General features: G+C 69.2%; 13 protein-coding genes. 7 read left to right on the top strand and 6 right to left on the bottom strand.

Features of this window, described 5'->3' with window-relative positions; all coding sequences use genetic code 11:
• Positions 1-37 precede the first annotated feature (37 nt).
• Positions 38-1,162: a phosphoserine transaminase gene (gene serC / locus FKO37_RS07635; protein ID WP_043830521.1), complete on the top strand. Its 1,125-nt coding sequence runs from the start codon at positions 38-40 to the stop codon at positions 1,160-1,162.
• 257 nt (positions 1,163-1,419) lie between these two features.
• Positions 1,420-2,256, top strand: a complete 837-nt coding sequence (gene sepH, locus FKO37_RS07630) for a septation protein SepH (protein ID WP_037819957.1) — start codon at positions 1,420-1,422, stop codon at positions 2,254-2,256.
• Between the two features lie 360 nt (positions 2,257-2,616).
• Here the strand turns inward: sepH and FKO37_RS07625 are convergent, their stop codons facing one another.
• The 3 genes from FKO37_RS07625 to FKO37_RS07615 are packed head-to-tail and all read right to left on the bottom strand — an operon-like array spanning position 2,617 to position 4,433.
• Complete coding sequence (locus FKO37_RS07625) at positions 2,617-2,970, bottom strand: MmcQ/YjbR family DNA-binding protein (RefSeq protein ID WP_037819959.1); 354 nt, start codon at positions 2,968-2,970, stop codon at positions 2,617-2,619.
• An 18-nt stretch (positions 2,971-2,988) separates the two neighbouring features.
• Positions 2,989-3,579: a DUF2537 domain-containing protein gene (locus FKO37_RS07620; RefSeq protein WP_238604077.1), complete on the bottom strand. Its 591-nt coding sequence runs from the start codon at positions 3,577-3,579 to the stop codon at positions 2,989-2,991.
• Between the two features lie 32 nt (positions 3,580-3,611).
• Positions 3,612-4,433, bottom strand: a complete 822-nt coding sequence (locus FKO37_RS07615) for an RNA methyltransferase (protein ID WP_037819964.1) — start codon at positions 4,431-4,433, stop codon at positions 3,612-3,614.
• 217 nt (positions 4,434-4,650) lie between these two features.
• Here FKO37_RS07615 and FKO37_RS07610 point away from each other — a divergent pair, with 217 nt between their 5' ends.
• From FKO37_RS07610 to FKO37_RS07590, 5 genes are all read left to right on the top strand, one after another.
• A complete protein-coding gene (locus tag FKO37_RS07610) occupies positions 4,651-6,147 on the top strand; it encodes a glutamate-cysteine ligase family protein (protein ID WP_037819966.1) in 1,497 nt (498 codons plus the stop codon).
• 53 nt (positions 6,148-6,200) lie between these two features.
• A complete protein-coding gene (locus tag FKO37_RS07605) occupies positions 6,201-6,803 on the top strand; it encodes a TetR/AcrR family transcriptional regulator (protein ID WP_037819986.1) in 603 nt (200 codons plus the stop codon).
• Between the two features lie 79 nt (positions 6,804-6,882).
• Complete coding sequence (locus FKO37_RS07600; protein WP_238604076.1) at positions 6,883-7,557, top strand: heme oxygenase (biliverdin-producing); 675 nt, start codon at positions 6,883-6,885, stop codon at positions 7,555-7,557.
• Positions 7,558-7,671: 114 nt separating this feature from the next.
• A complete protein-coding gene (locus tag FKO37_RS07595; protein WP_009083877.1) occupies positions 7,672-8,295 on the top strand; it encodes a superoxide dismutase in 624 nt (207 codons plus the stop codon).
• Between the two features lie 93 nt (positions 8,296-8,388).
• Complete coding sequence (locus FKO37_RS07590) at positions 8,389-9,189, top strand: arylamine N-acetyltransferase (protein ID WP_238604075.1); 801 nt, start codon at positions 8,389-8,391, stop codon at positions 9,187-9,189.
• Positions 9,190-9,447: 258 nt separating this feature from the next.
• Here the strand turns inward: FKO37_RS07590 and FKO37_RS07585 are convergent, their stop codons facing one another.
• The 3 genes from FKO37_RS07585 to FKO37_RS07575 all read right to left on the bottom strand — a co-directional run bounded on the left by FKO37_RS07585 (position 9,448) and on the right by FKO37_RS07575 (position 12,810).
• Positions 9,448-10,704: an MFS transporter gene (locus FKO37_RS07585; RefSeq protein ID WP_238604074.1), complete on the bottom strand. Its 1,257-nt coding sequence runs from the start codon at positions 10,702-10,704 to the stop codon at positions 9,448-9,450.
• A gap of 167 nt (positions 10,705-10,871) precedes the next feature.
• Positions 10,872-11,303, bottom strand: a complete 432-nt coding sequence (locus FKO37_RS07580) for a MarR family winged helix-turn-helix transcriptional regulator (RefSeq protein ID WP_037807762.1) — start codon at positions 11,301-11,303, stop codon at positions 10,872-10,874.
• A gap of 43 nt (positions 11,304-11,346) precedes the next feature.
• The gene (locus tag FKO37_RS07575; RefSeq protein WP_238604073.1) at positions 11,347-12,810 is read right to left on the bottom strand and encodes an NCS2 family permease; all 1,464 of its coding nucleotides are present in this window, start codon (positions 12,808-12,810) and stop codon (positions 11,347-11,349) included.
• Positions 12,811-12,867: the final 57 nt, after the last annotated feature.

Raw genomic sequence — 12,867 nt, 5'->3', positions numbered from 1 at the left:
CGTTACCTGCGTTGTCCCGACCTGAGAGACTAAGCACATGACCGACGCTGAGTTGACGATCCCAGCAGACCTCAAGCCGGCCGACGGCCGCTTCGGCTGCGGACCCTCGAAGGTCCGCGAAGAGCAGCTCGCCGCCCTCGCCCGGTCCGGTTCCACCTACCTCGGCACCTCGCACCGGCAGAAGCCGGTCAAGTCGCTCGTCGGCCGCGTGCGCGCCGGGCTGTCCGAGCTGTTCTCGCTCCCGGACGGGTACGAGGTCATCCTCGGCAACGGCGGGACGACCGCGTTCTGGGACGCCGCCGCGTTCGGCCTCGTGCGCGAGCGCGCCCAGCACTTCACCTACGGCGAGTTCTCCTCGAAGTTCGCGACCGTCACGAACAAGGCACCGTTCCTCGGCGAGTCGATCGTGGTGAAGGCCGACCCGGGCAGCGCGCCGGAGATCGCCTACCAGCAGGGTGCGGACCTCGTCGGCTGGGCGCACAACGAGACCTCCACCGGCGTCGCGGTGCCGGTGCGGCGTCCCGAGGGCAGCGACGGCGCGCTGGTCGCGATCGACGCGACGTCCGGCGCCGGCGGTCTCCCGGTCAAGGCCGAGGACTTCGACGTCTACTACTTCGCGCCGCAGAAGTCGTTCGCGTCCGACGGCGGGCTGTGGATCGCCCTCGCCTCGCCCGCCGCGATCGAGCGGATCGGCGAGATCGGCGGCGGCGACCGCTGGATCCCCGAATTCCTGTCGCTCACCACCGCGCTGGACAACTCGCGCAAGGACCAGACCTACAACACCCCCGCCGTCTCCACGCTGTTCCTGCTCGCCGAGCAGATCGAGTGGATGAACGGCCAGGGCGGCCTCGACTGGACCACCTCGCGCACCAAGGAATCCTCGAGCCGGCTGTACGAATGGGCCGAGAAGACCTCGTACACCACGCCGTTCGTGACGAACCCGGAGCTGCGCTCGCAGGTCGTCGGCACGGTCGACTTCGCCGACGAGGTCGACGCCGCCGCGGTCGCGAAGGCGTTGCGCGCCAACGGGATCGTCGACACCGAGCCGTACCGGAAGCTGGGCCGCAACCAACTGCGCGTCGGCCTGTTCCCGGCGATCGACCCGGACGACGTCACGAAGCTCACCCAGAGCATCGAATACGTCGTGGAACGGCTCGGCTGAACCGAACGCGCCGAAACGCCCAAACCGCCCCGCCAGCCCTCCGGCTCGCGGGGCGGTTCGCGTTCATGACCACTCGTTCGTGACAGACCGTGGTCGGCGTGTCACGAGTGTGACCGATCCCCGGCGCGGCGAAAATGGCCGGGAAAGTGCCGTCGGATTGAGTTCGGATGGGTGAGGCGTCGGCGCGCCTCGCACGTCAAGCCGACGCGCCGTTCTAACGTGGGCACCCACAAAGGTGAACACCGGGGAGGCGAGAAATGCGGGCGTTGCGGGTGGTCGGGCTGCACGAGGACGGGAAGTCCCTCGTGCTGGAGGACCCGGCGAGCCGTACGCGCTTCCTGCTCCCGGCCGACGAGAGACTGCGTGCGGCGGCGAGGGGGGACATAGCCCGGCTGGGCCAGATCGAGATCGAGTTGGAGAGCCAGATGCGGCCACGCGAGATCCAGGCGCGAATCCGCGCGGGCGAGTCCGTCGAGCAGGTCGCGAGCAGCGCGGGCGTCTCGACGCAGCGGGTGGAGCGATTCGCTTATCCGGTGCTGCTCGAACGGTCCCGCACGGCGGAACTCGCGCAGTCGGCGCACCCGGTCCGCGAGGACGGGCCCGACGTCCAGACGCTCGGCGAGGTCATCGCCTACGCCTTCGGCGTCCGCGGCCACGACTACAACCAGGCCGCCTGGGACGCCTGGCGCGGCGACGACGGCAAGTGGGTCGTCGTGCTGCGCTGGAAAGCCGGCCGCTCCGACAACCGCGCGCACTGGTCGTTCTCGCCCGGCGCGCACGGCGGAACGGTGCACGCGCTCGACGAGAACGCCGAAGTCCTGCTGAACCCGAACTCCTACGTCGCCCCGCGCACCGTGCGGGCGCTGGCCCCCGCCCGCGATTCGGTGGTGCAGCCGACGCTCGACGCCGTCGAGGAACCGCGCGCCATCGAGGGTCCGGACGAGGGCGACGACGAGACCCGCGAGATCCCTCGTGTCCCGGGCGAGTCCGATGGCGACGAAGCCGAGCAGCCGCGCACGAAGGCGAAGAAGAACCATCCGATCGTGCCGTCCTGGGAGGACGTGCTGCTCGGAGTCCGCACCCAGCGCGGCTGACCTGCCCGCTTCAAGCGCCCCGATGCCACATTGGGTGCGTCAGATGCACCCAATGCCGCATTGGGGTTTTCTCGGTAGCTGTGGTGTGCGGCCAGCTCTCCGCTCCTGCCGACGTCTGTGAGGGGAACCCTCCGGATCGTGCCCCCCCCGACCTGAGACAGCTTCGGTCCGTGAAGGGCTCCTTGAGGGAATCTGATTCCCTCAAGGAGCCCTTCACGGACTTTCAGCAGGAAAGAAAGCCGCCCAGCGCGGCTCGTCGGCCGGTGCTCGCAGCATCCTGGTACGTGAGGGCCACCCTCAGGGAATCCGATTCCCTCAGGGTGGCCCTCACGGACGGCGGCGGAAGCGCAGCGGTCGGGGTCAGGCGTCCAGCAACGCGGCCAGTTTCTTGGGTGCCACGTGCCGATACGCCTCGCGCACGATCTGGTCCACCTCGGTCCAGTCGACGTCCACATCGAGCCGCACGCCGAGCCATCCGTGCACTCCGACGTAGGGCGGCCGGAAAAATCGCTCCGGCTCGGTGCGCACCAGTTCCTCCTGCACACCGGGCGGCGCGGGGCACCAGAACGCGAGCTTGTCGTCGTGGTGCCGGTCGGCGAACATCGCGAACGTCTTGCGCCCGCGGACGAACCACGTCGGTTCGCCGTGGCTGAGTCGTTCGGTGGCTTCGGGCAGGGCGAGACAGAGGGCGCGCAGCTTGTCGAGCGGAGCCATCGCGTCAGTATCCGCGAGTCAGAACACCGTGGCCAGCACGCCGATCCACGCGAGGGCCAAGCCGCCGCCCGCGCCGTACACCGCCCAGCGCAGGATCGGCACCTTCCGGCCCAGCCACAGGGACGGTGCGACGCCGCCGGTCACCACCAGCGCCGCGATCAACGCGAGCCACACGCTCGTCTCGCGGGCGAGCGTGGTGGCCAGCGCGAGCATCGCCACGACCACCACCGCGGCCGCGAACACCGACACGGTCAGCCCGGTGAGCCAAGGCGTCGGCTCTTCCTGCGTGCGGGCCCGCGCGGGTTGATCCGGCCGCCGAGGCGGTTCGACCACCGTTTCCACGCCGGTCACCGGGTCGACGAAGCGCACCTCGGTGCCCATCACCGCGGCCAGTCGCGCGGCGAGCTGACGTCCGCGCTGCGACACGACCGAACCGGCGACGTCGACGTCCGAGTCGGAGCGCGCCACCGCCGACGCCACGCGCGCCCACTCGTGCAGGGCTTGCGCGAGCTCGGCACCGATCGCGAGCCGGCGCGGGTCGACCTCTCGCGCGTGCTCGCCGCCCGGCCCGGCGAGCACCGCCTGCTCGCCGCGGATGCGCAGCTCCATCGTGCCCCTCCCCGCAAGAAACGTGCCGGGGGTCACTCTAGTGGGGCGACGCCCGCCGAGACCTCGTGGAACGCGATCGCCGCAGCCGTGGCGACGTTCAGCGAATCGACCCCGGCCACCATCTCCACGCGGACCGCGACGTCCGCGGCCTCGATCGCCTCGTCCGTCAGCCCCGGCCCCTCGGCGCCGAGCAGCAGCGCGATCGGGCCCGGCACTTTTTCGCGCAATCCGCGCAGCGGTACGGAATCCGCGCGCGGAGTGAGCGCGGCCACCGTAAAACCCCGTGCCCGCAGCACATCCAGGCCGCCGGGCCAGCTGTCGAAAGTCGCGAACGGGACGCGCAGCACGTGGCCCATCGAAACGCGCACGCTGCGCCGGTAAAGCGGATCCGAACAACCCGGGCCGAGCAATATCCCGCCGACGCCGAGCGCGGCGGCATTGCGGAAAAGCGCGCCGAGATTCTCGTGATCGCCGACGCCTTCCAGCACGGCCAAAACCTGTGCGCTGTCCACGATTTGGGAGACCGTCGGCGGTTCCGGGCGATCCGCGACCGCGAGCACCCCGCGATTGAGGTGGAAACCGACGACGTCGGCCATCGTCTCCGCCGACGTCACATACGCGGGCACGTCGACGCCCGCGAGTTCGTCTTCCAATTCCCGCAGCCGTCGCTCCACGCCGAGCAGCGCTCGCACCGGATAGCGCGAAGCAAGCAGCCGCCCGACCACGACGGTTCCCTCGGCGATCACCAGCCCGCGCCCGCCGGGGCGGTCCGGCCGACGGTCCGCTGTGGACAGGTCGCGGAAGTCGTCGAGCCCCGGATGCGCCCGGTCCTCGGTGAAGATCAGTTGAGCCACATCGGACAGTCTCGCACCCGCCCGAACCCGTGCCCACTGGTCCGAACGTGCGAGGCGCTTTAGGGCAAACGGCGTAGTTACGCGCAGGGTCAACCGCCGGTGACGGAGAGCACCAGTTTGGCCGCTAGCCCATGGCGCGGCGCTGTGCGACGGTGGTCTGCCTGGCGTACTAGCCGCCCAGACCACTGCGGACAGCAGCCAAGGAGCGCGTCGAACCATGGGTACGGATCTCTCGGCACACCCCGGCCGGCTCGATCGCGGACGGTACCGCCGGAAGGTCCAGCGATGCCTGGACACCCTGGCCCGGATGCTCACCGACGGGAGTTTTTCCTTTCCCCGCAAGAACATCGGGCTCGAAGTCGAGCTGAACCTGGTGGACGGGCAGCTGCGGCCGTCGATGACCAACTCGGTCGTGCTGGAGGCGCTCGACGACGCGTCGTTCACCACCGAACTCGGCCAGCACAACCTGGAACTGAACGTGCCGCCGCGTCCGCTCGCCGGGGATTCCGCGCTGCGCCTGGAAGAAGACCTGCACTCCTACCTCGCGAAAGCGCAGGAGAGCGCGGCGCACACCGGCTCGTCGGTGGCCATGATCGGCATTCTGCCCACGCTGGGAGCGGAGCATTTCGACCAGAAGTGGCTGTCCCACAAAACGCGCTACACGTCGCTGAACGACGAGATCTTCGCCGCCCGCGGCGAACGGATCGCGCTCGCGATGGACGGTCCGGCATTGCCCGGGGCCCAGCCGGAGCGGCTGCGGCACTACGCGGAGTCCATTCTCCCGGAGGCCGCCTGTACTTCAGTCCAATTGCATCTGCAGGTGGCCCCCGAGGAATTCGCGGCGCATTGGAACGCCGCGCAATGCCTGGCGGGCGTCCAGATCGCGCTCGCCTCGAACTCTCCTTTCCTGCTGGGCAAGGCGCTGTGGCACGAAACCCGGATCCCCTTGTTCCAGCAGGCCACCGACACCCGGCCGGAGGAGCTGAAAAACCAGGGCGTCCGGCCGAGGGTGTGGTTCGGCGAACGGTGGATCACGTCGATCTTCGACCTGTTCGAGGAAAACGTCCGCTATTTCCCGGGACTGCTGCCGGAGACCGATCTCGAGGACCCGATCGAAGCGCTCGAATCCGGGCAGGCGCCAAAACTTTCCGAACTGCGGCTGCACAACGGAACGATTTGGCGGTGGAACCGGCCGGTGTACGACGTCGTCGACGGCCTGCCGCATCTGCGGATCGAAAACCGCGTGCTGCCCGCCGGTCCGACGGTCGCCGACATCGTGGCCAACGCGGCGTTTTTCTACGGCGCCCAACGCGCGCTCGCGGAACAGGACCGGCCGGTCTGGTCGCAGATGTCGTTCCAGGCAGCGGAAGAAAACCTGTACGAGGGCGCGCGCAAGGGTTTCGACGCGCAGCTGTACTGGCCCGGCATCGGCTGGATCCCGCCGGACGAACTGGCCTTGCGCGTCCTGCTGCCGCTGGCGCACGAGGGCCTGCGCCGGTCGGACGTCTCCGACGAAGCCCGGGTGCGTTACCTCGGCATCATCGAACGCCGCTGCCTCGCCCGCCGCAGCGGCGCGGCCTGGCAACGCGACTACGTGCTGCGCGCGCACGAACGCGGAGCCGACCGCGAAACCGCCCTCAACTGGATGCTGCGGCGGTACCTGGAACTCTCCGAGGCCGGCGAGCCGGTGCACACCTGGCCGCTCGACGACTGAGCCGTTTTCGCGCGGTCCCCTACAGTGTTTCGCACGGGAAGGGGGTGGCGCGCGTGCCGAAGGTGCTGGGCGGTTCGCTCGAAGCGCACCGCCGCGAGGTGCGGTCGCGAGTGTTCGACGTCGTCCGCGCGCAGCTGTACGAGCGCGGGTTCGACGCGATCACGCTCGCCGGCGTCGCCGCGGAGGCCGGGCTCGGCCGCACCGCGATGTACAACCACTTCCCGGACAAAGAGAGCCTGCTCGTCGCGTTCGTGGAAGACGAGTCCGCGCGGTACGTCGAGCGGCTGCGCGCGGCGGTGGACGCCGAACCGGACCCAGTCGCCCAGCTGGCCACGTTCGTCCGGCTGCAGCTGCGCGTGCTGGCCGAACACCACCTTCCGCCGGGCACCGCGCTGGAGTCCGCGCTCGCGCCCGCGGCGTATCAGCGGATCAGCGCGCACGCCGACCCGATCATCGAACAGCTTCGCTCGGTACTGCTCGCCGGAGTCGACGCGGGCAGCTGGCCCGCGCAGGACCTCGACGTGGTGGTCCCGATGATCACCGCCGCGCTCGGCAGCCGTCAGGTCATCGATGTGCCCGCTGACCAGCTCGAAGGCGCTATCGAGGCCGCCGTGCGGTTCGTCCGGCGAGCGGTCGGTTCGAGTGAAAACCGCTGATTTTAGGGTAGCCTAAGTACCGGTCGTGGCCTACAGTTCTTTCTGACAGCTTGTCAGAAAGAACGTCGGGAGGCCTTTGATGACGGTGACCGCGGACCTCGAAGCCAGCCCGTTCTCCGGACAGCTGCGCGCGTCCACGAGGACGGTCCACGACAAGGCCAACCACTCCACGTACATGAACGCGCTGCTCGGCGGCGAGCTGACGCTGGACGGCTACGCGGCGCTGGCCACCCAGTACTACTTCATCTACGAGGCGATCGAGCGGGCAGGCGACGCGATGGCCGACGACCCGGTCGGCGGCGAGTTCGTGTTCGAGGAGTTGCGCCGGCTGCCCGCGCTGGAACGCGACCTCGCCCGCCTGGTCGGCCCCGGCTGGCGCACCGAGATCGCCCCGCTCGCCGCGACCGAGGCCTACACCGCGCGGATCGCCGAGGCGGCACGCTGGTCCGGCGGGTTCGTGGCGCATCACTACACGCGCTACCTCGGCGACATCGCGGGCGGCCAGATCATCCGGCGGCTGCTGGAGAAGAAGTTCGACCTCGCCGAGGCGGGCACGCTCTTCTACCGCTTCGACGAGATCGGCAGCGCCCCGGCGTTCCGCGACCGCTACCGCGCGAAGCTCGACGAGGCGCCGTGGAGCGAGGACGACCGCGCCCGGGTGATCGACGAATCCGTGGTCGCGTTCGAGCACAACGTGGCGGTGTTCGACGAACTGGCCCTCGACCTCGCGCGGTACCGGGACCCGGCGGCATGAGCCGGGTCACAGCGGGTTGACCTCCACCTAGCTCGAAGTACGAGGCTCGGTTTCAGAAGGCTCCCGCGAGGGAAGCCGCCAAGCACAACCGCGCGTCGACCAGAAGGAGGGCCCATGGCCCGGTACGAGCTGCCCGAACTCGATTACGACTACGGCGCTCTCGCGCCCTACATTTCGGGCGAGATCAACGAGCTGCACCACAGCAAGCACCACGCGACCTACGTGAAGGGCGCGAACGACACGCTGGACAAGCTCGCCGCCGCGCGGGAGGCGGGCGACTTCGGCTCGATCGTGGGCTTGGAGACGACGCTGGCGTTCAACCTGGCCGGGCACGCCAACCACGTGGTGTGGTGGAAGATCCTCTCGCCGGAAGGCGGGGACAAGCCGACCGGCGAGCTGGCCGCGGCGATCGACGAGGCGTTCGGCTCGTTCGACAAGTTCAAGGCCCAGTTCACCGCGGTGTCGACCACGATCCAGGGCAACGGGTGGGGCGCGCTGTCGTGGGACCCGATCGGCAAGACGCTGATCACCCAGCAGCTGCGCGACCACCACAACAACCTGATCCTGCCGACCGTGCCGATCCTGCTGGTCGACGTGTGGGAGCACGCGTTCTACCTGGACTACAAGAACGTGAAGCCGGACTACGTCAACGCCCTGTGGAACATCTTCAACTGGGCCGAGATCAGCAAGCGCTTCGACAACGCCGTCGCCGGCGGCAACGGCCTCCTGCTCAGCTGAGGCCAGCGGCACCCCGGGGTCCGGCCTGGCGACAGGCCGGACCCCGTTTTTTCGCTTGACCTGGAGTGCACTGGAGGTGTGAGAGTGGAACCCATGGACGTCGACGCTTACCTCGCTCGCCTGGACCTGCCGGTGCCTCCGGCGGCTGACCTGGCCGCGCTGCGCCTGCTGCAGGAGCGGCACCTGATGCACGTCCCGTTCGAGAACCTCAGCGTGCACCTCGGGGAACCCATCGAACTCACCGAAGAAGCACTCTTCGACAAGCTCGTGCGCCACCATCGGGGCGGATTCTGCTACGAGCTGAACGGTCTTTTCGCCGCCCTGCTGCGAGAGCTGGGCTTCGCCGCGACGCTGCACGCGGCTCGCGTTTTCAACGACGCCGGGGTGCCCGGACCGCCGCTCGACCACGCCGCCATCCTCGTCCAACTCGGCGAGGAGCAGTACCTGGTGGACGTCGGCTTCGGCAAGTTCAGCCGGCAGCCGCTCGCGCTGTCCGCGGTCGAGCCGCAGAGCGATCCAGAGGGCGAATACCTCCTCCTGGACGCTCCGTACGGCGACGTGGACGTCCTGCGCGACGGCAAGCCCGAGTACCGCCTCGAGCGCCGCCCACGGCAACTGTCGGACTTCGCGCCGATGGCGTGGTGGCAGTCGACGTCGCCGCAGTCGCACTTCACGCAGACCCTCACGTGCTCGCGCCCGACCGCCCAGGGCCGCGTGACGCTGTCCGGCGACCGGCTGATCGAGACGGTCGACGGCGTGCGCCACGAGGTGCTGCTGCCGAACGACGATGCCGTGCGGGTGGCCTACCACGTGTACTTCGGCCTGCGGCTGCGCCGGCTCCCGATGCGGCCCGGCGAGCATCCGCTGGAGACCCCGACCCCGCACCCGTCCTGACGCTCACCCCGTGAACGGCCTTGCCCTCGCGGGGAAGAGCCCTGACCATGAACAGAGCCCCGCGTCCCGGGGTTCCCAGGTCGCGGGGCTCTGTCCGTTCCCGAACTGACTGCCGCTCCCACCACGAAGCGGACATGTATGAGGTTAGCCTAACCTCACCAATAGAGGCAAGCCCGTCCCTGCGGAGACCTCAGTCTCACCCTCCCGAGTGACGACTTTCGGCGGTCTCCGCTGTCTCCGGACAGCCATTTCCGCAGGTCAGACCCGTTCCCGCGACAGGATCCGCAAGCCGTTGCCGAGCCGCCGGGGCATCCGGACTCCGCCGCGCCGGATCAGCACCACCGCGCACACCACCGCCGCGATCGCCGAAATCGCGCCGCCGATGTAGAACGGCGACCGGCCGCCGAACGCGTCGGCCATCCAGCCGGTCATCGGCCCGCCGATCGGGTTGCCGCCGATCAGCACCAGCACGTAGATGCCCATCACGCGGCCGCGCATCTCCGGCGACACCGACGTCTGCACCAGCGCGTTCGCCGTGTTCAGGAAGGTGATCGTGGCGAAGCCGAGCGGGATCAGCCCGATCCCGAACGCCAGGTACGTCGGCATGAACGCGGTGACGAACTCGAACACCCCGAGCAGCGCCGCCGACACCAGCATCAGCCGCACCCGGGGACGGCTCTTCACCCCGCGCCGAGCCGACGCCAGCGCACCGGTGAAGGTGCCGACCGCGACGAGCGTCGACAGCAGGCCGTACCCGTCAGCCTGGGTGTGGAAGACGTTCGCGGCGACGATCGGCAGCGACGTGAAGTAGGTGATGCCGAACGTGCTGACGAAGAACATCAGCACCATGACCGTCACCAGGTCCGGCCGTCCGCGCACGTAGCGCAGGCCCTCCATGAGCTGGCCCTTGGCGCGCGGGATCGCCGGACCGCGGAACAGCTTCGCCGGGTTCATCAGCGCGACCCCGGTGATCACCGCGAGCGTGCTCGCCGCGTTCGCGATGAACAGCCAGCCGGTGCCGACCCAGGTGATCGCGAACCCGGCGATGGCCGGTCCGACGATGCGGGCCATGTTGAAGATCGACGAATTGAGCGCGACCGCGTTCGCCACCTGGTCCCGGCCGACCATCTCGGCGACGAACGACTGCCGCGTCGGCACCTCGATCGCCGAGGTCGTCCCGAGCATCACGCACAGCAGGTAGACGTGCCAGAGCTGGGCGACGCCGGTCAGGTCGAGCACGCCGAGCAGCACGGCCTGCAGGCAGTTCGCCGCCTGGATGAGCATCAGCAGCTTGCGCTTGTCGACCCGGTCGGCGAGCACGCCCGCCCACAGCGACAGCAGCACGGTCGGGATGAACTGCAGCGCGACCGCGACGCCGAGCGCCACCGGGTCGTTGCCGGACAGCGTGAACACCAGCCAGTCCTGGGCGATGCGCTGCATCCAGGTGCCGATGTTCGAGATGACCTGGCCGCTGAAGAAGAGCCGGTAGTTCCGCACGCGCAGCGACGAGAACATCGTGCGGCGGGTCTTGGTCTCCGGGGATTCCGCGGCGGAAGACGATTTCCCGGCCGGGACGGAAGAGGGGCCGGGTGGAGCGGAACTGGACGGCGGCGGTGCCGTGTCCCGGGTAGCAGTGGATTGGGCCGGACATCCTGTTTCGCTACCCGTGGTGGTCACCTGTGCTAGTTCCCCGCCATCCTGTCGATGATCTCCGCGGCTCGGGAGAGCACTTCGAGCTCTTCCTCGCCGAGTTCGGCCAGTTGCCGGTCCAGCCACGCCTCCCGCACCGAGATGGCCTTGCGCACGAACGTGAGCCCGTCGTCGGACAGCTCGACGATGGCCTGGCGGCCATCGGTCGGGTGCGGCCTGCGCTCGACGAACCCCATCTCCTCGAGCGCGGCGATGACCCTCGTCATCGAGGGCGGCTGGACGCCTTCCTTCGCGGCGAGCTGACCGGGGGTCAGCGGGCCGCACTTGTGCAGGGTGGACAACGCCGCGATCTGCGTGAGCGACACGTCGTCAGCCACCCGCTGTGCCCGGAGACGGCGGTTGAGCCGCACCACCGCGAGACGCAAGCGGCTCGCCAGGGAACGCTCGTGCGGGTCGCCGGACATATAGTTAGCATACCTCACGACCTGCGCCCGGTGTTTACGCCGGTCAGCTGAGTGCGGCCTGGATCGGCCCGACGGCGAAGTAGGCCACGAACGCCACCGCGATCACCCACATCAGCGGATGCACCTTGCGGGCCTTGCCGGTGACCGCCTGGATCACGACGTAGCTGACGAATCCGGCGCCGATGCCGTTGGCGATCGAGTACGTGAACGGCATGACGACGATGGTCAGGAACGCGGGCAGCGCGATCTTGAAATCGGTGAAGTCGATGTCGCGGACCTGCGCCATCATCAGCGCGCCGACCACGACCAGCGCCGGAGCCGCCGCCTCGACCGGCACGACCTGGTACAGCGGGGTCAGGAACATCGCGGCGATGAACAGCAGACCGGTCACGACGTTCGCCAGACCGGTCCGCGCGCCCTCCGCGATCCCGGACGCGGATTCCACGAACACCGTGTTCGAGCTGGCCGAGCCGAACCCGCCGGCCGCGCCCGCGAGGCCCTCGACGAACAGCGCCTTGCCGACGTTCGGCAGCTGCCCGTCCTTGCCGACCAGCCCGGCTTCCTTGCCGAGGCCGGTCATCGTGCCCATGGCGTCGAAGAAGTCCGCGAACACGAGGGTGAAGACGAGCAGCACCACGGTGATGATCGGCAGCCGGGTCCACGCGCCGAACGACACGTCGCCGACCAGCGACAGGTCCGGGAGGCCGATGACCTTGCTCGGCAGCGCCGGGTAGCCGAGGTTCCAGCCCTTCGGGTCGGTGCCGTTCGACGGTCCGGCCTTCACGATCGCCTCGACCACGATCGCGAGGACCGTCGAGCCGAGCACGCCGATCAGGATCGCGCCCTTGACCTTCTTGGCGACGAGCACCGCGGTGAGCAGCAGGCCGACGACGAACACCGCGGTCGGCCACGAGGCGATGGAACCGCCGATGCCGAGCCCGACCGGCACCGTGGTGTGCGCGTCGTCCGGCAGCCTGCGCACGAACCCGGCGTCGACCAGGCCGATCAGGCAGATGAAGAGCCCGATGCCGACCGCGATCGCGGATTTGAGCGCGGGCGGCACGGCGCGGAACACCGCGGTTCGGAAGCCGGTGAGCACGAGCAGGACGATGATCACACCCTCGATGACCACCAGGCCCATCGCCTCCGGCCAGCTCATCTGCGGCGCGATGGTGACCGCGAGCAGGCTGTTGATGCCGAGCCCAGTCGCGATGCCGAACGGATAGTTCGCGACGAGCCCCATCAGGATCGTCAGCACGCCCGCGACGAGCGCGGTCACCGCCGCGACCTGCGGCACCGGGAGGATGTGCCCGAGCACGTCCTTGTGCGCGGACGGGGTGTCGGCCGCGAAACTGCCGATGATCAGCGGGTTGAGGACCACGATGTAGGCCATCGTCACGAACGTGACCACGCCGCCGCGGATCTCCCGCCCGGTGCTCGACCCGCGTTCGCTGATCCGGAAGAAGCGGTCCAGTGTGGACCCCGCCCGCTCGCGCTGCTCCGCCATTTCCCCGCCTGTCTCGCTGTTTCCGTCCGGGTAAACTCTGGCCCGTGGAAGAACCGA

Origin of the sequence: Amycolatopsis sp. Poz14 (assembly GCF_006704225.1) — a bacterium.
Classification (GTDB): Bacteria; Actinomycetota; Actinomycetes; order Mycobacteriales; family Pseudonocardiaceae; genus Amycolatopsis; species Amycolatopsis nivea.
Note: the sequence above shows the minus strand (reverse complement) of the source record. Positions and strands in the feature narration are given on the sequence as shown.